General features: G+C 47.8%; 17 protein-coding genes. 11 read left to right on the top strand and 6 right to left on the bottom strand.

The annotated features are described in order from the left end of the window. The first annotated feature begins 169 nt into the window (after positions 1-169). Both IC230_RS04290 and IC230_RS04295 read left to right on the top strand, forming a co-directional pair. Positions 170-1,150, top strand: coding sequence for a pyruvate dehydrogenase complex E1 component subunit beta (locus tag IC230_RS04290; protein ID WP_191037714.1), 981 nt, complete (start codon positions 170-172; stop codon positions 1,148-1,150). A 245-nt stretch (positions 1,151-1,395) separates the two neighbouring features. After that, positions 1,396-1,716: a hypothetical protein gene (locus IC230_RS04295; RefSeq protein WP_191037863.1), complete on the top strand. Its 321-nt coding sequence runs from the start codon at positions 1,396-1,398 to the stop codon at positions 1,714-1,716. Between the two features lie 11 nt (positions 1,717-1,727). Here IC230_RS04295 and nadC read toward each other — a convergent pair whose 3' ends face one another. Then, entirely contained in the window at positions 1,728-2,561 is an 834-nt protein-coding gene (nadC, locus tag IC230_RS04300; RefSeq protein WP_191037715.1) for a carboxylating nicotinate-nucleotide diphosphorylase, read from the bottom strand. Between the two features lie 76 nt (positions 2,562-2,637). On the opposite strand from nadC, the gene IC230_RS04305 reads away from it, so the two are divergent. The 5 genes from IC230_RS04305 to IC230_RS04325 all read left to right on the top strand — a co-directional run bounded on the left by IC230_RS04305 (position 2,638) and on the right by IC230_RS04325 (position 10,207). Further along, a complete protein-coding gene (locus IC230_RS04305; RefSeq protein ID WP_223860259.1) occupies positions 2,638-3,024 on the top strand; it encodes a hypothetical protein in 387 nt (128 codons plus the stop codon). A gap of 124 nt (positions 3,025-3,148) precedes the next feature. Then, positions 3,149-6,232, top strand: a complete 3,084-nt coding sequence (gene secDF / locus IC230_RS04310; RefSeq protein ID WP_191037716.1) for a protein translocase subunit SecDF — start codon at positions 3,149-3,151, stop codon at positions 6,230-6,232. A gap of 142 nt (positions 6,233-6,374) precedes the next feature. Continuing rightward, the gene (locus IC230_RS04315) at positions 6,375-7,874 is read left to right on the top strand and encodes an APC family permease (RefSeq protein WP_191037717.1); all 1,500 of its coding nucleotides are present in this window, start codon (positions 6,375-6,377) and stop codon (positions 7,872-7,874) included. A 110-nt stretch (positions 7,875-7,984) separates the two neighbouring features. Beyond that, complete coding sequence (locus IC230_RS04320; RefSeq protein ID WP_191037718.1) at positions 7,985-8,782, top strand: sulfite exporter TauE/SafE family protein; 798 nt, start codon at positions 7,985-7,987, stop codon at positions 8,780-8,782. A 24-nt stretch (positions 8,783-8,806) separates the two neighbouring features. Next, on the top strand, positions 8,807-10,207 hold the full coding sequence (locus tag IC230_RS04325; RefSeq protein ID WP_191037719.1) for an MBL fold metallo-hydrolase: 1,401 nt from the start codon (positions 8,807-8,809) through the stop codon (positions 10,205-10,207). A 93-nt stretch (positions 10,208-10,300) separates the two neighbouring features. On the opposite strand, the gene IC230_RS04330 is transcribed toward IC230_RS04325, so the two are convergent. The 3 genes from IC230_RS04330 to IC230_RS04340 all read right to left on the bottom strand — a co-directional run bounded on the left by IC230_RS04330 (position 10,301) and on the right by IC230_RS04340 (position 14,774). Continuing rightward, positions 10,301-13,141, bottom strand: a complete 2,841-nt coding sequence (locus tag IC230_RS04330; protein ID WP_191037720.1) for a M16 family metallopeptidase — start codon at positions 13,139-13,141, stop codon at positions 10,301-10,303. Between the two features lie 122 nt (positions 13,142-13,263). Further along, complete coding sequence (locus tag IC230_RS04335) at positions 13,264-13,659, bottom strand: hypothetical protein (RefSeq protein WP_191037721.1); 396 nt, start codon at positions 13,657-13,659, stop codon at positions 13,264-13,266. A 140-nt stretch (positions 13,660-13,799) separates the two neighbouring features. Continuing rightward, positions 13,800-14,774, bottom strand: coding sequence for a phytanoyl-CoA dioxygenase family protein (locus tag IC230_RS04340; protein WP_191037722.1), 975 nt, complete (start codon positions 14,772-14,774; stop codon positions 13,800-13,802). A 157-nt stretch (positions 14,775-14,931) separates the two neighbouring features. Between IC230_RS04340 and IC230_RS04345 the strand changes: the two genes are divergently transcribed. The 4 genes from IC230_RS04345 (at position 14,932) to IC230_RS04360 (ending at position 19,425) form a co-directional block, all read left to right on the top strand. Continuing rightward, entirely contained in the window at positions 14,932-15,777 is an 846-nt protein-coding gene (locus IC230_RS04345; RefSeq protein ID WP_191037723.1) for an AraC family transcriptional regulator, read from the top strand. Between the two features lie 255 nt (positions 15,778-16,032). Continuing rightward, entirely contained in the window at positions 16,033-17,094 is a 1,062-nt protein-coding gene (locus IC230_RS04350; RefSeq protein WP_191037724.1) for a glycoside hydrolase family 43 protein, read from the top strand. 116 nt (positions 17,095-17,210) lie between these two features. After that, positions 17,211-18,749, top strand: coding sequence for a TolB family protein (locus tag IC230_RS04355; protein ID WP_191037725.1), 1,539 nt, complete (start codon positions 17,211-17,213; stop codon positions 18,747-18,749). A 37-nt stretch (positions 18,750-18,786) separates the two neighbouring features. Next, a complete protein-coding gene (locus IC230_RS04360; protein WP_191037726.1) occupies positions 18,787-19,425 on the top strand; it encodes a hypothetical protein in 639 nt (212 codons plus the stop codon). 94 nt (positions 19,426-19,519) lie between these two features. Here IC230_RS04360 and IC230_RS04365 read toward each other — a convergent pair whose 3' ends face one another. Together IC230_RS04365 and IC230_RS04370 are read right to left on the bottom strand one after the other, a co-directional pair. Next, the gene (locus IC230_RS04365; RefSeq protein WP_191037727.1) at positions 19,520-19,993 is read right to left on the bottom strand and encodes a nitrate reductase associated protein; all 474 of its coding nucleotides are present in this window, start codon (positions 19,991-19,993) and stop codon (positions 19,520-19,522) included. Positions 19,994-20,046: 53 nt separating this feature from the next. After that, positions 20,047-21,504: a rubredoxin domain-containing protein gene (locus IC230_RS04370; RefSeq protein WP_191037728.1), complete on the bottom strand. Its 1,458-nt coding sequence runs from the start codon at positions 21,502-21,504 to the stop codon at positions 20,047-20,049. Between the last annotated feature and the right edge of the window lie 70 nt (positions 21,505-21,574).

Consider the following 21,574-nt stretch of genomic DNA (forward strand, 5'->3'; position numbering starts at 1 on the left):
TCTGTTATTGATGGTTATATAATCGGAATCAGGCTATAGTTAAAAAAAGCCCTGATTGACAGTTTGATGAATCAGGTCATTTTGCCTAATTTTGACCAGTTTTCCGCCACCTTACCAAACGGGAATAAATCGTTGGGTAAAGTAATTAACCGAAATTAATACACTCAGCATGAGAGAAATACAGTTCCGCGAAGCCCTACGTGAGGCCATGACGGAAGAAATGCGCCGAGATCCACTGGTTTATCTAATGGGCGAAGAAGTTGCCGAATACAATGGTGCTTACAAAGTCAGTCAGGGAATGCTGGACGAATTTGGTCCGGAGCGGGTCATTGATACGCCCATTGCCGAACTAGGCTTTGCGGGTATTGGTGTTGGCTCAGCGATCAATGGCTTGCGGCCTATTATTGAGTTCATGACCTTTAACTTTTCGCTGGTTGCGATTGATCAGGTCATTAACTCAGCGGCTAAAATTATGTCGATGTCGGGCGGGCAATATTCCTGCCCGATTGTGTTTAGAGGCCCAACGGGTAACGCCGGGATGCTGTCTTCGCAACACTCGCAAAACTTCGAGAACTGGTTTGCCAATACGTCAGGCCTGAAGGTTGTTGTCCCCTCTAACCCCTATGATGCCAAAGGCTTATTAAAATCCTGTATCCGCGATAACGACCCCGTTATTTTCATGGAGTCGGAATTGATGTATGGCGATAAAGGGCAGGTTCCCGAAGAAGAGTACCTGATTCCAATTGGACAGGCTAACATAGTTCGGGAAGGTAACGACGTAACGATTGTTTCATTTGGCAAGATTATGAAAGTAGCGCTCGCAGCTGCCGACGAACTGGCTAAAAATGGCGTGTCTGCTGAAGTGATTGACTTACGTTCGGTTCGGCCGATTGATTACGCAACCATCATCAACTCAGTGAAGAAAACCAATCGTTGCGTGATTGTAGAAGAAGCGTGGCCACTGGCAGCGATTTCGTCGGAGCTGACGTACAATATTCAGCGTAACGCGTTCGATTATCTGGATGCGCCGGTTGTTCGGGTAAACAGCATGGATTTACCGCTTCCTTACGCCCCTACGCTTATTGAAGCCATTCTGCCCAACGTGAAGCGTACGTTACAGGCAGTCGATACGGTAATGTACAAAAAATAGGCGTCACAAGTAAAAAGCTGTATAAACAAAAAGCGTCGATCTGTACAGATCGACGCTTTTTGTTTCGCTATAAAAAACGCTTGACTACTTGAAGTGTCTGGCGTTGATTGACGCGATTGTAGGTAAAACGCTGTATCTCCTATTTTAGTTTAGCCAATGAAAAATAGTTCTATTATTTTCCACTAAAAAAGTTTTCTGCATAAACTTGCAGAAAACTACTAAAGACATTGCCTAAAAGTACCGTAATGCGGCCTACGGGTCGTACTATTTACGAAGTCTCTATCCAGTCGGTTGGCTCCTTAACGGCGCTTCGTCATCGCGAACCAACAACCACATTTTTTTCCAATCTTCGCAAGGCAGTAGATGCCATTACGGCCGAATTAGCCTTTAATGGGTGGCCACCGAAGGTTAATTATACCGCCGTTTATCGAGGCATAAAACTTCGGGGCGTTTATGGCTGTGATTTCGACGTAGCCGGAACGCGTGTGTTTCGTATCAAAGTCGTTCCAAGAATTCTAAACCCAGCTCTCCCAAGGTTAGGCATTGACGAAAGCCCCGTTAAATAAACATGGAATGATTAATAGGCTTTCAGGCTCAGATCCAGGCTTTTAATCTGATGCGTCAATGCGCCAGAGGAAATGAAATCAACGCCTGTTTCGGCGTAAGCCCGCAGATTCGTTTCGTCAATCCCGCCCGACGCTTCAGTGATGAATCGGCCATTGATAAGCCGTACCATATCGCGGATGCCGTCGGGCGAGAAGTTATCCAATAAGATTACGTCCACCTGCCCCACACGTAGCACCTCTTCCACTTCGGCAAGATTGCGCGTTTCTACTTCAATACGCAACTGGCGACCCGTTTCACGCAGATACGTAACGGCTTTGGTAATAGCCGCTTCGATTCCCCCGGCATAATCGATATGATTGTCTTTGATCAAAATCATATCATATAAACCAAAGCGGTGATTGACAGCTCCGCCAATTTTCGTTGCCATCTTCTCGCAAATACGAAAGTTCGGCGTGGTCTTACGGGTATCTAATAGCTTAGCCCGAGTTCCTTCCAGCAGGTTGACTAATTCACGAGTATGCGTAGCAATGCCGCTCATCCGCTGCATACAGTTTAGCACCAGTCGTTCGGCAGTCAGGATATTGCGAGCATTTCCGCTGACAGTCAATACAATATCGCCGGGTTTGATGCTGGCTCCGTCGTGCAGGAGAACGTCAACAACAAATGTCGGGTCAACTTCAGCGAAAATGGCCTGGGCCACCTCAACGCCAGCCAGTACTCCAGCTTCTTTGACTAATAGCCGGGCACGTTTCTGCGCGTCAGCCGGAATGGTGGAAAGAGACGTGTGGTCGCCATCGCCGATGTCTTCATCTAAGGCCAATTGGATAAACTCATGTAAATTCATAGGACGAAAGTAGGTAAATATTCTATTTGCTTTCTATCTAAAATGATGCGAAATTTGTCATCCGCTAAGGAAATTTATGAAGCAACCGCGCGTCATCCAACGTCTTTCAAGCCTGATGCTGGCCACCTTACTGCTGTTTACGGCCGTTTGGGGATACAGCAACGTAGCGCAGCAGAAGACTTTGGCGATAAAAAAGGCTGTCGCTGAACAGACAAAATCGGGTAAGACGTCGAATCAGGATTCGGAAGATGTTCAACTAAGCACAGCCCAATTCGAAGCGGTCGTAACCCCTGCGGTTCAGCTAGGTGATTCGGGTCAAACGGCCTTTCTGCTACCTGCCCCCACGCTTCTTATTCTATTACTGCTGAGCACCCCGCTGCTTCGGCATTTTACAATTCCGCATTTCTATTTTTCTTATTTCAAGCACGTTTTTGGGCACCACATAGCCACGAATGCGCCCTAACGCTGTATCAGGCTTTTAGTCGATACGTGCCGGTAGAGATCAAACTCTATCCCCGTCTACTACCGTTTCTTTACTTTTTAAATCCATCAAATTTTCTTTAACGGTCTTCTGACCGTTATCACTCATGCAAAACAGAACCGGAATTCTCATTCTGACGGGTGTCATTGCAGCGATCTGCATTTACTTCCTGTCGTTTACGTTTGTCTCGAGGAGCATTAAGACCGATGCTGAGGCTTACGCGACAAACAAACAAGGTCAGGTTGACCGTGACAAAAAGCAACATTACCTCGATTCGCTCTGGAAAGAACCCGTTTATCTGGGAAGTACGCTTCAGCAGGTTAGCGAACGGGAATTAGGACTAGGCCTTGATTTACAAGGCGGTATGCACGTAGTACTGGAAGTATCACCGGCCGACATTCTGCGTAGCTTATCGGGCAATAACCGTGATCCTAAATTCAATCAGGCGCTGAAGCAAGCCATTGAAGATCAGAAAACGAGCAACACGAGCTTTGTTGACCTGTTTGCGAATGCCTTTAAAAAGCTGGCGCCAGATACCAAATTGGCAACCGTATTTGCCACCAGTGCAAACCGCAGTAAGATTAACTTCCAGTCGTCAGACACAGAAGTACGCAAGTTGCTGAATGATGAAGTAAACGGCGCTACTACGCGTGCCTTCCAGATTATTCAGGCACGGGTCGATAAGTTCGGGGTAGCCAACCCGAACATCCAGCGTTTACCAGGTTCGGGCCGAATTCAGATTGAATTACCAGGGGTTGACAATCCAGAACGTATCCGTCGTCTCTTGACCGGTGCCGCTAAACTCGAATTCACGGAAGTCTATCGCCTGAATGAACTGGCTCCTGCCATTGAAGGAATGGGCGCTTATCTATTACGCGAAGAAGCCGCTCGTAAAGCCGCACTGAAAACGACTACGCCAACGGCTGGCACTGCTGCGAAAGGCACATCGAGCCTCGAATCGCAACTAGCACAAGGGGGCAAAACCGATTCGACGGGTAAAGCTAAAACGGACACGGCTGCTGCAGCGGCTCAGGGTAACGCACTTACTCAATTGTTTTTACCAGTTGGCCAGGATCAATTAGGCGTTTATTTGAAGGATACGGCCCGGGCAAACGAAGTGCTAAATGCTCCTGAAGTACGCAGCTTATTTCCAGCTGACGCTGTATTCTCCTGGGATCGTAAGACCTTCAAAGCAACAGACGGCAAAGAGATTCTACCCCTCTATTTCCTGAAAAAACCATCAGGACGCGCTCCCTTGGAAGGTGATGTTATTACGGATGCTTCTAATGATTACGACGATCGTGGTCGGCCTGAAGTGACGATGAACATGAACCCCGAAGGTGCCCGTAAATGGAAAAACCTGACAGCAGCAAACGTAGGTCGTCCAGTAGCTATTCTCCTCGATAATCTGGTCTACACGGCTCCGAACGTACAGAACGAAATTCCGAATGGTCGGTCAAGCATCTCGGGTAACTTCACGGTCGAAGAAACCAAAGATATGGCCAACGTACTGAAAGCGGGTAAACTACCTGCGCCAACGAACATCGTGGAAGAGAGCGTTGTGGGTGCTACGTTGGGATCAGAAGCGGTTAGTGCCGGGGTTCTTTCCTCGTTGGTTGGTATTCTGCTGGTATTGGGTTTCGTCGTTTTCTATTACAACCGCGCTGGTTTTATTGCCGACATTGCGCTGCTCGTTAACCTGTTCTTCCTGCTGGGTGTAATGGCCTCGCTTGGTGCTGTGCTGACCATGCCTGGTATCGCCGGTATCGTTCTTTCGATTGGTATGGCCGTCGATGCCAACGTACTGATTTTTGAACGTATCAAAGAAGAGCTAGCGGAAGGGAAGACTTTCAAAGTAGCCGTTGCCGACGGATTTAAGAACGCCATGTCGTCGATTATCGACTCGAACGTAACAACTTTCCTGACCGGTATCGTCCTGTTTATGTTTGGTACGGGTCTGATTCTGGGGTTTGCCACAACGCTGATCATTGGTATCCTGACCTCGTTGTTCGCGGCTATTTTCATTACCCGGTTGTTGCTGGAGTATTACATTCGTAATGGCAAAACATTGACCTTTAGCTCGTCCTGGGCTAAGAATTTGTTCGCCGATTCCAACTTCGATTTCGTGTCCCGCCGGAAGCTGTACTATACCGTATCGTCGGTGATTATTGCCGCAGGTATTATCTCGGCTGTTTTCAGAGGATTCGGCTTGGGCGTCGATTTTAAAGGCGGTCGTTCCTACGTAGTACGTTTCGAAAAAGCGGTCAGCACGGACGACGTTCGGAATTCGCTGGAAACGGTATTGGGTTCATCTCCCGAAGTGAAAACGTATGGCGGTACGGGTATTGGCTCGAATCAGGTCAAAGTAACGACGCCATACCTGATTGACGATAATTCACAAGGTGCCGACAAGAAAGCGGAAGCGGCTATTTACAAAGGATTAAGCACCATTCAGGGCAATCTGGCCAAAATTGAAAGTTCGCAGAAAGTTGGCCCAACCATTGCCTACGATATTCTGACATCAGCGCTGTGGTCAATTCTGCTGGCAGTAGCGGTCGTGTTTGCATATATCCTGCTCCGCTTCAAAAAGCTGGCATTTGGCTATGGTGCGGTGGTAGCCATGTTCCACGACGTATTGATCATCCTGGCGATTTTCACGTTCTTCAACGGTATTCTGCCTTTCTCACTCGACGTCGACCAGGCGTTCGTGGGCGCGTTGTTAACCATCATGGGTTACTCGATGAACGATACAGTCGTAGTTTTCGACCGTGTGCGGGAGTATCTGGCGGAGAACAAAGGCAAGAAAGAAAGTATCCCGACAATTATTAACAACGCGTTGAATAGTACGTTGAGCCGCACGGCCGTGACCGGTTTCTCGACCATTCTGGTTCTGTTGGTACTGTTCATCTTCGGTGGTGAAACCATCCGGGGCTTCTCGTTCGCCATGTTGATCGGTGTCATTGTTGGTACGTATTCGTCGCTGTTCGTTGCCACGCCAATTGTGGTCGATGCCCTAAGCCGCGATCAGGAAAACGGAGATCTTGCTGCCATTGCTACAGCTGAAAAGAAAACCGGTTTTGATGCGATTCCAGCCGACTTCACAACGAAAGCGGCTGCTACGCCGGAGGAGTTTACAGCGAAGAAGGAAAAGAAAGAGAAAAAGCCGCTTATTCGCCCCTCTCAGTCCTAGTTGATTAAACCAGAAAAAGCCGGATAGCGTGAAAACTATCCGGCTTTTTCTGGTTCATGTCGCAGAATTTAGTATCTTTCCCAACGTTTTTGCCCAAGATTATTTCTCGGAACGACACTTTCACCAAACTCTGTTTCTCTTCATGGAAACCCAAATAAAGTCAGTTGATACAAGCGTAATGCGCAAAAAGCCGCTCTCGGCCTATGCAGCAGATATGCAAAAGAGCCAACTAAACCGTGTGCTAACCCGCTGGGGCTTAACCTCGCTGGGTATCGGTGCGGTCATCGGTGGTGGCGTCTTCGTTTTGACGGGTATTGCCGCGAACCAATGGGCTGGGCCAGCCCTGGTTCTCTCCTTTATGATGGCAGGTTTAGCCTGTACGTTTGCCGCTCTTTGCTACGCTGAATTTGCCTCCATTCTACCCGTTGAAGGCTCTGCCTATGCGTATTCATATGGTACGGTAGGCGAGATTTTTGCCTGGTTCATTGGCTGGAATCTCGTTCTGGAATACATGATGGGGGCAACAACCGTTGCGGTTAGCTGGTCTGGTTATTTCGAAAAACTGCTGCACCTGTTCCACATCGATCCACCGATCTGGTTAATGAATGACCCCGTAACGGCGCACGAAAAAGCCGATATGCTCCGGGCAGCCGGTCAGGCTGTACCTGATTTTACATTCGCCATGAACCTACCCGCGTTCCTGATCGTGTGGGTCGTTACGTATATTCTGGTAAAAGGCATTAAAGAAGCGGCCAGCACGAATAACTTAATTGTCATGATAAAAGTGGCGGTGGTAATCTTCGTCATTATCGTTGGGGCTTTCTATATCGATACGGCTAACTGGACACCGTTTATTCCGGAAGCCGTCATGAAAGATGGTCAGCAGCATTACGGGTTCAACGGGATGGTTACAGCGGCCAGTATCGTTTTCTTTGCCTACATTGGTTTCGATGCTGTTTCTACCCAGGCGGGAGAAGCCATCAATCCCCGCAAGGACGTACCATTCGCTATTATTGCTTCCCTGATTATCTGCACCGTACTCTATATTCTGGTAACGCTGGTCTTAACGGGCATGGTGAATTACAAAAACCTTGACCTGAAAGCACCGGTTGCTCAGGCTTTTGCTGATATTGGATTGACCTGGGCCGTATATATCATCACGATTGCCGCCATTGCTGGTCTGACGTCTGTAATGCTGGTGATGATGCTTGGCCAGACTCGCGTTTTCCTGGGCATGGCGAAAGATGGTCTTTTACCTAAAGGCTTGTTTGCGTCCATTCATCCGACGTTCAAAACACCCTGGAAAAGTACAATTCTGGTGGGTAGTATTGTCTCGGTTGTCGCTGCCTTGACCCCTATTGATAAAGTGTCGGAATTATGCAGCTCGGGTACGTTGCTGGCATTCGCCATGATCTGCGGTGCAGTATGGTTACTACGTGTCCGCGAGCCCAACCTGGAACGGCCCTACCGAACACCAGCGCTGCCAGTAGTCGCTACGCTGGGTATCCTGGCTAATTTGTATCTGATGTGGAACCTACGGGTTGATACTAAAATTGCCTTTTTGGTTTGGGGTACGTTAGGAATTATTGTATACTTCCTGTACAGCCGTAAGCATAGTAATTTGAATAACCCTGAAGACTAGTTCGTCTGTAAACAGGTGTTATGCACTGAAACCCCTTGGCAATAAGTCAGGGGGTTTTTGCTTATCTATAGATTATACATCTCGCTGGAGAAGTGTAGTTTTGTAACTGAATGAGTATAGAGGAGTTATTTGGATACGTGTCGGCCATTGTGGTTGGCTTAGTGATTGGATTGGCTGGCGGAGGAGGCTCTATTCTCACCGTACCTATCTTTGTCTACGTCTTCCATATACCGACTGTTCTGGCAACCACCTACTCCCTTTTTGTGGTAGGTTCAACGTCCTTTGTAGGCTCCATAAATCATCTCTGGAAAAGGCGTGTTAACCTGCGCGTTACGTTGGCCTTCGCTCTGCCCTCATTCGTATCCGTTTATTTAAGTCGCCGATTTTTGGTACCCTTCCTGCCTGATCCGCTGGTTCAGACTGGAACCTTTGTATTGCCAAAAAGCGACGCTATTCTTTACTTTTTTGCTCTCGTCATGATCATTGCCGCCCGAGCCATGATACGTAGTGACCGGCCGGAACAGGGTGAAGCGGCTGATGGTCGCCCACGCTATAGGAGTCTGTCTCTTGACGGTTTAGCCGTTGGGTTACTGACCGGCACAATCGGCGCAGGTGGAGGTTTTCTGATTGTACCTATGCTTGTTTTAATGGCAGGCTTACCTGTTCATCGGGCGGTGGCTACGTCGGTCTTCATTATAGCCATCAATTCATTCGTCGGATTCTTAGGGGATATTCATCATACAACGCTCGACTGGAATTTTCTGCTGCCCTTTACGGGTTTATCTATCAGTGGTATTTTCGTTGGGATGTATTTGGCAAACTTCGTAGCACCCGATAAACTCAAGAAAGGATTTGGCTGGTTTGTGCTGATCGTGGCACTTTATATGATTTCGAAAGAAATTCTATAACACGGTCAAAAATTCAAATTACGTATGGTTATTGAACAATTGTATACAGGCTGTCTGGCTCAGGGAGCTTATTATATTGAAAGCAACGGCGAAGCGGCTATTATTGATCCGCTCCGGGAAACTACTCCTTATATCCGAAAAGCAGAGAAGGCCGGAGCCCGAATTAAATACGTTTTTGAGACACATTTCCACGCCGACTTCGTATCAGGTCATTTGGATTTAGCCAAAAAAACGGGCGCGACGATCGTTTACGGTCCCAACGCTAATACAAGTTATGACGCTTACCATGCCAAAGACGGGGAGACATTCGGCCTGGGCAACGTAACGATTAAAGTCCTGCACACGCCCGGTCACACGCTTGAATCGACTACTTACTTACTCATCGACGAAACCGGCAAAGCCAAAGCTATTTTTACGGGCGATACGCTCTTTATTGGCGACGTTGGCCGACCGGATCTAGCGATCAAAGGTGAACTCACCGAACATGATCTAGCAGGGATGCTCTACGAGAGCCTGCAAACTAAAATCATGCCGCTGGCCAACGATGTGATTGTTTATCCGGCTCATGGCGCAGGCTCCGCTTGCGGTAAAAATATGAGTAAGGAAACGACCGATACACTGGGCAATCAGAAACGGTTTAATTATGCCTTGAGGGCAACATCGAAAGACGAGTTCGTTGAGAAAGTACTCGACGGACTAACCGAAGCACCCGCTTATTTTGCCGAAAACGCCCGACTTAACAAAGAAGGCTCCGAACCGCTTGATCGGGTACTTCAACGAGGCAGTCAGGCATTATCTCCGGATGCGTTTGAGGTTGCGGTTAATGAAACAGGGGCGTTGGTACTGGATGTACGTAATGCCAATGAGTTCGCCCGGGGATTTATTCCAAACTCAATTAACATCGGCTTAGATGGCCAGTTTGCGCCCTGGGTTGGCGCGCTGGTTCCTGATTTAACCCAACCGATTGCATTGATTACCCCTGCAGGACAAGAGGGCGAAACAGTTTTGAGACTGGCCCGGGTTGGTTATGACAACTGCATTGGGTTTCTGGATGGAGGCTTTTCGGCATGGCAGCAAGCAGACAAAGAGATCGACATGGTTGAATCGATTTCGGCGGAAGAATTTGCTAAACGCTGGCAACAGAACAATGAGCTGGACGTAGTGGACGTACGTAAGTCTGCTGAGTTTGCCGATGAACACGTCGAAGGGGCCCAAAATCTACCTTTAGACGACCTCAATGACCACATGGCTGAGCTTCAACGTAACGAACCCGTTTATGTGCATTGCGCCGGAGGTTATCGCTCCATGATTGCCAACTCCATCCTGAAGGCTCGTGGCTTCGACAATGTCGTGAATGTAGAAGGTGGTATGTCTGCCATCAAAAAAACAAACATACCAATTGAGTCATCTGTTGAGAGCCATTAGTGTTAATGAAATCGGTTAGTGATCAGTTAAGAGTCGTTAGCAATCCACCTAATGAGACACTAACGACTCTTAACTGATTACTGAAAACTCCATTTACTGTTTCTTCTCTGGCATCAGCACCAGCCGAATAAAATTTGTGCCAAAATACGTATTGGCAGCTTCTTTTGTGCTTTCGACGGTTACTTTGGCTAAATGCTCGTTTTCGCGCAGAACTTCGTCGGGCGCATCGCCATTGTAGTACTGATTCTGGAGATAGCCGAGCCAGAACTGATTGTCTTTCAGTTGAACTTCGGTTTCTCGGCGTGTTTCGGCTTTAAATTTGGCAATGTCAGCGGGCAGGGCACCTTTCTGTTTCAGGTCATTGATTAGCTCCTGCGTTTTGGCAATGAGTTTCTCGACGTTTTCTGGCCCACAACCAAAGTTGATACGGAACGTATAGCGTGGCACTGGGTATTTAGCGTAGGCAGCACTGGCGCTAACGCCATATACACCGCTCTCTTCTTCCCGAAGCTTTTCGATCAGCTTGATTTCTAACACTTCCGCTAGTGCATCTAACTGCGTCGATGTCTCAGGTGACCAGCTAATATCCCCGCTATAAATCAATTGCACTGAGGCTTTTGGATCGAGTCCTTTGTAAACGGTTTTGCTAACCTGCCCTTTTGGAGCCCGGATACCCAGATCGTTGAATTTTTCCGAGGTATCCGTTGCGGGTAAGCCGCCGAGGTATTTTTCAACTAATGGTTTTAGCTGCTCTTCTTTAAAGTTCCCAACAAAGTAAAACCTGAAATCTCCGGCGTTGGCGAAACGTTCCTGATAAATTTTCAGCGCACGATCGAGATCAATTTTGTCTAAATCTTCTGGTTTGAGCGGTTGCCGGCGAGGGTTATTGTTGCCCAATGTTACCGTTACCGTATCCTGAAATACCCCCTGTGGTGTAGGCGTATTCAGTCGGTTTTGCAAGGCGCTACGCTGATTGGACAGAAAGCCTTTCACTACGTCGGCATCTTTGCGCGGTTGTGTAAAATAGCTATACAGCAATTGCAACGCTGTTTCCAGATCTTTCGGAGCCGCACTGCCGTTGATGCCTTCGCTCAATTCACCCACAAACGGATACACGCTGACCTGCTTGCCCGACAAAAATTTACCGAGTTGAATCTGGTTGTATTCACCTGTACCACCCATGGCCGCTAAGGTCGATGAAAACCGTGCCGACTGGAAATCCTTTAGGTCGTAAAGCGACGTACCGCCAAAACTGCTGGCCGAGAACAGAATCTGATCGTTCTTAAAATCCGTCGGTTTTAAGACCACGTGAACCCCATTTTTGAGTGTCCACTCCGTTACGCCAATGTCCTTGATTTTCTTCTCATCGACAACTGGGGAAGCCACGGGTTGCCTGGTCAGTAGAGGACTGTCGAGCGTCTTGTCCTCGTAAGCCGTCAGTCCTTTACCAGCGTCATCGACGTAGCTCAGAATTTGTGCGACAGTCGGGAGTTTGGCTTTATCTTTTTCGGGTGCCATCACGATAACGGCCCGGTTATCATTGTGGATAAACTGATCGACTAAGGTATTAACCTCCGTCAGCTTGATACCATCCTGCTCTTTCTTCAGAAAATCGTAATAGAACTCAATACTCGTATAAGGCTCTTTGTTCGTGAAATTCTGAACGTATTCATTCACGAAATTAACCGAGCGGGTTTTGTTACGTTCGCTATAGGCCTGCTCTACGTTCGTCATGAATTCCTGCTTGGCCCGAGCCAGCTCGGTGGGTGTAAACCCAAACTGTTTCACCCTGGCGTTCTCGTCTAAAACGGCCCGAATGGCGCGCTCCACATTCCCTTCCTTCGCTACGGCGATGGACGTAAACGCATCCAGATTACCCAGGAAATCACTGTAGTTGCTATAGCCACCCAGAAATGGCGGATCTGCCCGTTGGGTTAGTTCCTGAATCCGGTTGCCCAGCATCGTGTTGAACAGACCCCGCTTGATACTCTCGCGCAAATCGTTCAAGTTCTTCTCCTTGATTTCCGGACGCTTGTAGATAACCTGAATCACCGTGTTGGGCTGCTCGGGATCGGTTACGATAACTACCTTCGTGTCTTTATGGGCTGGAATGTCAAAGGCAGTACGTGGTTTTGGATTCTTTACGGCTGGAATCCGTGAGAATTTTTCACGAATAATCCCTTCTACTTGCTTTACATCGAAATCGCCAACGGCAATAACTGCCATCAGATCAGGCCGATACCAATCTTTATAAAATTGACGTAGCGTTTCAGGCCGGAACGTAGTGAGGACCTGTTCCGTACCGATCGGCAGTCGTTTCGAATACTGCGAATTATTCAGCAGAAGCGGGAAATACTGATCGCGCATCCGCTGACCAGCGCCACGACCGAGCCGACGTTCTTCCAGCACAACCCCGCGCTCCTTATCGATTTCGGTTGGATCGAGCGTAGCGTTGTGCGCCCAGTCTTCCAGGATCTGAAACGCATTTGTGAATACGTTAACCGAATCAGTTGGAACGGGCAATTGATAAACCGTTTCGTCGAAGCCGGTGTAGGCATTCAGGTCAGCCCCGAACCGGACCCCTGCCGATTGCAGAAAATTTACTAACTCATTCTTCGGAAAATTCTTGGTACCGTTAAACTCCATGTGTTCCATGAAGTGCGCCAAGCCCTGCTGATTATCCGTTTCCAGCACTGAGCCCGCCCGGATGACCAATCGCAATTCGGCCCGGTTCTTCGGCTCCTCATTTTTACGAATGTAGTACGTCAGTCCATTCGGTAGTTTGCCAACTTTTACAGCAGGATCAAGTGGAATCGGGTTACTGAGATTGAGGGAGGTTGGCTTTGCCGGAACTGATTTAGTTTTGGGTGCTGGCTGTGCCAGCACTAACGTTGCGCTGAGCAACAGGCTCAGGCTTAAGGGGAAACGTACCATTCGGTCGCTTGAAATTAGGTTGTGGTTTTACTCGGAACGACGACCGTAAGAGGATGACAGATCCAGGGGTTCTTCTTACGGTCAATATCGTGGATTAATAACGAGTTAGAGTACAGAATCGTTTATCGCTTCCATACCAATAAAATACCGATGACCACCGATACAATAATTGAAAACCAACAGATACCAATAACCCAGCGTACTGGAATTTCCCACATGGGTGCGTGAAGCAATTCTGTTTCGTCGTCGTGCTCCATAACGCCGTAAAAATTACGGTCACAGAAATCATTCCAATCGACGTAATCTGCGAATTGGGCAAGCGTATCCAGAAAAACAGGTGACGTAACCGCTGACGATTTCCAGAACGCCTGCAACTCCTGCGCATCGACGTACTGACGGGTGTGGGTACGTACCAGCTCACTCAGAGATACAAAATCGCGCAACCGCCAGTGCGACGACGGTTCCCAATGAAGGATACGTTCAATTTGCTGTTTGAGATCGTCAGTATATCGGCCCACATCTACCTATTTTTCTCTAATATACAGATAGAATAGAAATTGAAAAACAGACAAAAACGTATCACAAAGAGCATTAGCCGGATAGCACTCTTTATGATACGTCCTTGCGTGTGCTTATTAATTACTTAGCAGTTTACTGATTACCAGTTACGTAATCCTAACAATTTCTCGCCTAATTCGGATAGTTCTGCCCGTTCGTAACGCGTTTGCTCCCAGTTGCGTGGATCACCGGGAAAGGCGTATCCTTCGGGAGCTTTCCGATCCCGCCAGGACGTAATACGCCACTGCCGCAGGGCTTCGTTGTCTTCTTCGGCGGGCATCATCGAAATGTACTGTGCCAGACGAACTTTGTCTTTCGTTAAGTTCGGTCGGATACCGTGGGGTTGCGTACTGTTGAAAATTAATAAATCGCCCGCTTCCATTTTTACTTTCACCAGCTCGAAACCAGTTGTATCGGGCTTGAAATGGTTACGGTCGGCGGGTTGGGTTAGTTTCCAGGTATCATACGTCCGGTACAGTTCGGGAATGCACTGAAAGCCGCCCATGTTTTCGTCGGTTTGATCGGCCAGCGCCAAAACGCCCTGTACGTTCTGCGGCTTGGTTTCCGGATCGTAGTCCCAATGAATGAAGCCTTTAAACTCAAAACCCGGCTGAACAGGTAGATTTACGTTGGCCCGGTCAATGGTCACCCATAATTTTTCGGTTCCCCAGATGTCCACAAACGCATCGTAAACGCGTGGATATTGGCGATTGTCCCATTCATACTGGTGATTGTAAAGTTCAACCATGCCGCTGTTGGTCAACTCCTTCATTTTCATCTCAGCACGAGGTGGCGCATACCAGGTAGCAGGATCGTTAGGATCTTTTTCTTCGAATTCCCACAGAAGTTTGGCCAGTCGTTCGGCGTTTTCCTTAGGTACTGCCTGTTTAATGACGATGTAGCCGTTGTCTTTCCAGAATTTCCAGTCTTCTTCCGACAGCACACGTAACGGTTTCCCACCGGAACGATCGTTTAAGTTGATTTTGCTACTGGTTGCCGTAGAGGGATTACCCGGAATGTCTTTGTGCGCATTATCCGGAATCATTACGGGAGCCATTGTTTGTGTCGCTTCCATTGCCTGATTAGAACTTAAAGATGATTTTGTTGAAACAAAATTAACACGATCAAGCCGACAGCTGTTAGAACAGAAATAGCCAGTTTTTGCACTATATTGCTCTTAAGTTAATCAAAACCTACGTACTACGTCATTTATCAACAAAATAGACGAATCTATGAAGCTTGCCTATGAGCAGATCAGTCCCGATGTGAACAGTTCGTTTCATTTGTTACTAACGCCCCATTTGAGCGATGTTTTCCTCTGGCATTACCATCCTGAATACGAAATCGTGTATATCGAAGGCGCTAATGGCACGCGTCACGTAGGCGATCATATTTCCCGCTACGAAGGCAGCGATCTGGTCTTTATTGGGCCGAATATTCCCCACCTCAATTTCGATTATGGTGTCAAAACCGATCACGAGAAAGTGGTCGTCCAGCTAAAAGAAAACTTTCTGGGTGATGCATTCTGGCAGGCTCCAGAATTTGCCGCCATTACGCAGTTGTTTGAGCGCGCTCGTTCCGGCATTTCATTTCATGGACAAACTAAAAAAATCGTTGGCGAACGACTACGTCAATTGGTTTACCTCCCTCCTTTCGAGCGACTCATGACGCTACTGGCTGTCTTTCAGCAGTTAGCAACCAGCAGTGAATACACACCGCTGCATGGCGAAGCGGTTGCCAGTGCCTATAACATCAAAGAACAGCAGCGACTCAAACGCGTAAATCAGTTCATTGCGGATCAGTATTCCCGTAAAATTGAGATTTCGGAAGTGGCTGCGCTAGCCAATTTGACGGAAGCAGCTTTCTGTCGCTATTTCAAACGCATGACTCGCCTAACCTTCACGCAGTTTTTGAACCAATACCGGGTCAATCAAGCACAGAAATTATTACTTCTGGACAATACCGTAACGGAAGCCTCCTTTGCGTGTGGTTTTGAGAGCTTATCCTACTTCAATAAAATCTTTCGGCGGGTCACGGGCGAAAACCCGCTTGAGTTCAAGAAACGACACCGCAGTTGAAACTCTATTTTTAAAACTTCACTACGTCCCAATCCGTTTTTGGGCTTGTAGATTGATCCCGAATAGGAGATGATAGTCTGCATGAACCGACATCCAGCAAGCAATAGGCGTACGAAATCCAGAATTATCATCAAGGCGAACGGGATAGACTAGCGCTCCAGCGTAACTTACGTCGGCAACGTATCCATGTTGACCTTTTCAGGTATCGATACAGTCTTTCTATTTCAACTAATCAACTTTTTTCATCATAACTCTATGTTTACCAGTAAAAAATTCATGCTTGCCGTTGTCGCTCTGATTGGCTTCGCTGCAAAACCCAGCTTAGCTCAGAGTTCGACAACCAAGTCAGACCCAGATAAACCGAAACCATTAGTCAGCCATATTTATACAGCAGACCCGTCGGCACATGTATTTAACGGCAAAATTTACATTTACCCTTCCCACGATATCGACGCGGGCGTACCGGAAGATGATCAGGGAGCCCATTTTGCCATGCGCGATTACCATATTCTATCGATGGATAATGTCAATGGGAAAATTACCGATCATGGGGTTGCGCTGGACCTGAACGATATTCCCTGGGCCGGACGGCAATTGTGGGCACCCGATGCGGCTTACAAAAACGGCACGTATTATCTGTACTTCCCGGTTAAAGACAAACAGGATGTATTTCGCATGGGCGTAGCGACCAGTAAATCTCCAACCGGTCCATTTAAAGCCGAACCCAAGCCGATTGATGGTAGCTATAGCATTGACCCGGCTGTTTTTACGGACACAGACGGAAAGTCGTATATGTATTTTGGTGGCATCTGGGGCGGGCAGCTTCAACGCTGGGCTACAGGAACGTATAATGCCAGCTTGAAAACGGATCTGGAGAAACCTGATGAGCCAGCGTTGAGCGCTAAAATAGCTCGTCTGAGCAACGACATGCTACGTTTCGATGAAGCCCCGAAAGATGTAAAAATTGTCGATAAGGATGGCAAACCGCTACTCGGCAAAGACCATGACCGACGTTTTTTCGAGGGTGCCTGGATGCATAAGTACAAGGGCACTTACTATTTCTCGTATTCAACTGGCGATACGCATTTTCTAGCCTATGCCACCAGCCAATCACCCTATGGCCCGTTCACGTATCAGGGCGTTATCATGAATCCGGTAAAAGGCTGGACCACGCACCATTCGATTATTGAATTCAAGGGAAAGTGGTACATTTTTTACCACGACGTTGAGCTCTCCGGTAAAACGCATCTGCGGAACATCAAAGTGATGGAATTGACGCGTAGACCAGATGGCTCCTTCGAAACCATTACTCCGTAAGTGACTTTTCGTTTTATGGGTGTTTGATCGGTAGATTATCAACCAACTGACTTCTATAACCAGTTGATTGGTAATCTACCGATCAGCATTTACACAGTCTCCTAAAGACATTTTCGATGAAGACCTCTCCTACTCTTATCCTGGCTTATCTAGTCGGCTTTCTGTTCATAGGCAGCGCTGACAGTCTGGCGCAAAAACTATCGCTTGGTGTCTTTGAAGACCATGGTGATATTGGCAACGTACTGAAGAAAGGTTCAGCCAGCTATAATCCGAAAACTCGGGAATATAATCTATCAGGTTCGGGCTATAATATCTGGTTCGACCACGACGAGTTTCACTTTCTGCATAAACGCATGAAAGGCGATTTCATCCTGTATACGCGGGCAGCACTCGTTGGTAAAGGCGTCGATCCCCACCGAAAAGTTGGCTGGATGGTACGTAGCAGTCTGGATGGCAAATCGCCCCATATTAATGCTGTCGTACACGGCGATGGGCTGACTTCGCTTCAATTCAGACGTACGGCCGGAGCAAATACAGACGAAGTGAAGTCAACGTTAACCCATGCTGATGTGATTCAGCTTGAGCGGAAAGGTAATACGTATACCATGCGCGTCGCCAAATTCGGTGAGCCATTTGTAACAGAGCAAGTCGCCGATCTGAATCTGGGAGAAGAGGTATATGTCGGATTATTTGTTGGCTCCCATAACAAAGATGTACTGGAGCGGGGTGTCTTCCGCGATGTACGGATTAGCGCACCTGCCCCTGAAAGCCTGGTCCCTTATAAACAATATTTAGGCAGTAATCTGGAGATTTTAGACGTAACAACGGGAAGCCGTCAGGTCATCTACAATTCGCCGAAGTCGCTTCAGGCGCCCAACTGGACGCCCGATAATAAAACCCTGATCTACAACAGCGATGGTTTGATCTATGCGTTCAATTTGGCGAAAGGCCAGCCTACGCAATTGAACACGGGCGACGTGAAGAACAATAACAACGACCACGTTCTCTCCTTCGACGGCAAGATGCTTGGTCTGAGCAGTGGCGTACAGGCATTAGGTGGCTCGATCATTTACACCGTTCCAACGAAGGGTGGTACCCCTAAACAGGTTATTCAAAAAGGGCCATCGTATCTGCATGGTTGGTCGCCCGATAAAAAACACCTCGTGTTCACCGGACAGCGTGATAATGAGTTCGATATTTATCGCATGCCGTCGGAGGGTGGTTCCGAAGTGAAGTTGACTGAAGCCAAAGGCCTCGACGATGGCCCCGAATACACGCCCGACGGAAAGTATATCTATTTCAACTCCGCTCGTACCGGCACGATGCAAATCTATCGCATGAAAGCCGACGGCAGCGAGCAGACAGCTATCACAAATGATGAATTTCACGACTGGTTTCCGCACATCTCACCCGATGGTAAATGGATCGTGTTCCTGTCTTTTCTGAAGGAAGAAGTGAAGGCTAACGATCATCCGTTTTATAAGCATGTTTACCTGCGCATGCTCCCAATTTCGGGCGAAGGCCAGCCCAAAGTAATTGCTTATATCTACGGTGGTCAGGGTACAATCAATACGCCATCCTGGTCGCCGGACAGCAAACGGGTTGCCTTTATCAGCAATTCGGAAATCAGCAGCATTAGCCCGGTTGAAAAATAGAAATTTTACCCTTTCATCTCCTTTATTAACCCCATTCATGCGTACTCTGGGCTTTTCGCTTTTCATTGTTGCTACGTTCCTCGCCGTTAGTTTTATGCCAGCCAAACGGATTGGTGATTTTCAGCAAAGTATGGATATTGGCAATCCTAAACTTGCCGGTTCGTCAGAATACAATAAAAAGACAAAAGAATACACGCTGAAAGGCTCTGGCTATAACATCTGGTTTGAACGGGATGAGTTTCAGTATTTATTCAAAAAACTAAGCGGAGATTTTACCGTAACCGCTGACTTCGAATTCGTTGGAACGGGCACCGATCCACACCGAAAAGTGGGTTGGATGGTACGTGAATCGTTAGACGATAATGCCTCACACATCAGCGCGGTAGCTCACGGCGACGGCTTAACCGTTTTTCAATGGCGAGTGACCAAAGGCATGGCCATGCGCGATCCGGAGGACGAAATTTTCAGCAAAGAAAAAAACGTTCAGACCATTCAGATTGAACGGAAAGGAAACGACTATACGATGCGGGCGGCTAAAAAAGGTGAAACTCTGCAAACAATCGGGTCGCACACAATGGATAATTTACCCAATCAGGTTTACGTCGGACTTTACATCTGTTCGCATAATCCGGCCAAAGTTGAGGAAGCGATTGTACGTAATGTTCAGATTAAATGAGATAGCCTTTCACCTCAAACCCCTAAATCCCCTGAAGGGGACTTTGCTCACTCGCAGACAAAGTCCCCTTCAGGGGATTTAGGGGTTTTAACAATCATAAGCTTCCAAAAAACTCCCGAATTGCGCGGGGGAAGTTCCTGCCTTCGTGGCCCGACCGGCTCAGCTTAACCAGGGCGAAGCGTTGCAAAACGTCGAGCTGAAGCCATTGCTGAATTGTTAAGGGGTTACACGCCCATTCAACCGCCTTTTGTTGAACCTCGTCCGGTACCTGATTTAATACGTCCCAGGTAGCGTCGACTACGCCTAGTTCGCTAACCCGGTGCTGACAACGTAGCAAAACAAGCTCAATCAGATCAAGGCGGTACTGATTAATTTCGGCAGATGTATGACAGAGTTGTTCAGCCAGGCGGGCTTTGTCGGCGACGGTGAGTTTAACCCATTCGGGTAGTTTTAATTTGATCCCGCACGTATCAAGTTTATACCGAACCACCATCGGAATACAACGTAATGAATCGACAAAGTCGCTCTCGAAGGCGAAGAAAACAGGGGCAACAGCGACGGGTTTCATTGACTGCACGGTTTATAACGTATCAACTGGTTGTTGGTTGATTTTGGTTTTATCTAATTCGCAAATTCTACCTGTACGGCCCTGAATTCTTCCTTTGGCGCATCGCAGGTAGGGCACGTATACGTAGCGGGTAGATTGCCGAAAGTGGTTCCTGCCGGAATATCATTCAGTACGTCTCCATACTGTTCATCATACACGGTAAAACAATGTGGACATTGATGTACCATAATCAGCTCGTCAGAAACGGGTTCTGGTTTGTCTGGTTCCAGCCGAACCATTTCCGTAATTTCCTGCACTCGTCGGGCGCTGAATTTTCGGCACAGTCGATTGATCTGGTTTGGTACGTGCACTTTAAATAATCCCCGCTCAAACAGGTGATATGTCCGGCTGTTCGGGTTGAAATTCTCCGTGAAGTACAGATCATACACACTGAACAGCGATAACCGGCCAATCTGAACAAGCGGGCGTTTCCGGATCAGTACCGAGCCAAATACCTCCGATTTAGGCAGCGTCTGAACGCCAAAACAAAGACCGAACGTGCGGGTGTCGTTTTTCTCGAAGTACCGCATTACGTAACGTTTGAGTTCAGCGCCGTCGTCGGTGTTATCTTCCGTTTGCCAGGCTAACTCGTTGGCCGCGTGACGAACATTCACATTGTGCTTACCCAGAATATACGACCAGGCCGCACGATCTTTTTCCTCAATCCCTTTGATAATGAGCGATTTCCATGGCGTTGTACACAACTCGCCGATACGTGTCTTTAAACATAAGGCGCAGACATCCAGCAGAAACGCAATCGAGAACTGTTCGTCCCGACGATAGAGGCCAAGCCATGACCGTTGCCCATAGCGGTTGAAACCTTCATAATAAGGCAGCGAAAATTCGGGCAAATCGACCTCCTCCGTAACGGGTTGCGTAATAAATGCCTGACCCGACGTAACAGCTTTGTACAACGATTCTTCCTCGCGATGCCCCTGATCCAGCATGGCTTCTTCAACCGCTCTGGCGAGTCGGCCCAGGTCATTCGTATAAATCAATTCCGGCCAGTGAAATACCGTATTGCTTTGTTTCGGCCGAACATAAAGATGCCAGAAATGAGGGTCTGACGAAGCAATAAAATTGAGGTTTCCGGTAAAGAAAGGCGTAAAACTCTGGTTAGCGTCCGACAGATTGACTTTCAATCGAGGCTGATAATCAAGCTGATCCAACACGGTATGGTATTCACTTTCACGCAACCAAGCACCCGTCCGAAACACTTCTTCGCCACAATACGAGCTGATGATGTTCGGGTACTGCTCCGTGTTGACTTCATACGTAATCTGGTGTTGTTTCAGATCTTTTTCCAGAAAACGCATGTCTTCGTAATGCACCGTCATCAGCAATTGCTGACGTGCGCCAAACCGTACGGTCCTGACTTTAGCCTCAGAAGCCAGTTTTAGTACGTTCTGCAACGTACCAGGCGACACAATCCCGGCAGGCAGGTTGACTTTTACGTTATAGTAATCGCGCATTTTCAGGGAGTGAAGAATTAAGAGTGTAGAATGAAGAATAAAATCTATTGATAATTCTTTTTTTATTCTT

This window comes from Spirosoma validum, from assembly GCF_014699035.1.
Taxonomy (GTDB): Bacteria; Bacteroidota; Bacteroidia; order Cytophagales; family Spirosomataceae; genus Spirosoma; species Spirosoma validum.

Coding starts and splice junctions, on each gene's coding strand:
- IC230_RS04305 (WP_223860259.1), top strand. CDS start 2,638: ATGAAGCAACCGCGCGTCATCCAACGTCTTTCAAGCCTGATGCTGGCC.
- secDF (WP_191037716.1), top strand. CDS start 3,149: ATGCAAAACAGAACCGGAATTCTCATTCTGACGGGTGTCATTGCAGCG.
- IC230_RS04290 (WP_191037714.1), top strand. CDS start 170: ATGAGAGAAATACAGTTCCGCGAAGCCCTACGTGAGGCCATGACGGAA.
- IC230_RS04320 (WP_191037718.1), top strand. CDS start 7,985: ATGAGTATAGAGGAGTTATTTGGATACGTGTCGGCCATTGTGGTTGGC.
- IC230_RS04345 (WP_191037723.1), top strand. CDS start 14,932: ATGAAGCTTGCCTATGAGCAGATCAGTCCCGATGTGAACAGTTCGTTT.
- IC230_RS04325 (WP_191037719.1), top strand. CDS start 8,807: ATGGTTATTGAACAATTGTATACAGGCTGTCTGGCTCAGGGAGCTTAT.
- IC230_RS04350 (WP_191037724.1), top strand. CDS start 16,033: ATGTTTACCAGTAAAAAATTCATGCTTGCCGTTGTCGCTCTGATTGGC.
- IC230_RS04365 (WP_191037727.1), bottom strand. CDS start 19,993: ATGAAACCCGTCGCTGTTGCCCCTGTTTTCTTCGCCTTCGAGAGCGAC.
- IC230_RS04370 (WP_191037728.1), bottom strand. CDS start 21,504: ATGCGCGATTACTATAACGTAAAAGTCAACCTGCCTGCCGGGATTGTG.
- IC230_RS04360 (WP_191037726.1), top strand. CDS start 18,787: ATGCGTACTCTGGGCTTTTCGCTTTTCATTGTTGCTACGTTCCTCGCC.
- IC230_RS04355 (WP_191037725.1), top strand. CDS start 17,211: ATGAAGACCTCTCCTACTCTTATCCTGGCTTATCTAGTCGGCTTTCTG.
- IC230_RS04340 (WP_191037722.1), bottom strand. CDS start 14,774: ATGGAAGCGACACAAACAATGGCTCCCGTAATGATTCCGGATAATGCG.
- IC230_RS04315 (WP_191037717.1), top strand. CDS start 6,375: ATGGAAACCCAAATAAAGTCAGTTGATACAAGCGTAATGCGCAAAAAG.
- IC230_RS04295 (WP_191037863.1), top strand. CDS start 1,396: ATGCGGCCTACGGGTCGTACTATTTACGAAGTCTCTATCCAGTCGGTT.
- nadC (WP_191037715.1), bottom strand. CDS start 2,561: ATGAATTTACATGAGTTTATCCAATTGGCCTTAGATGAAGACATCGGC.
- IC230_RS04330 (WP_191037720.1), bottom strand. CDS start 13,141: ATGGTACGTTTCCCCTTAAGCCTGAGCCTGTTGCTCAGCGCAACGTTA.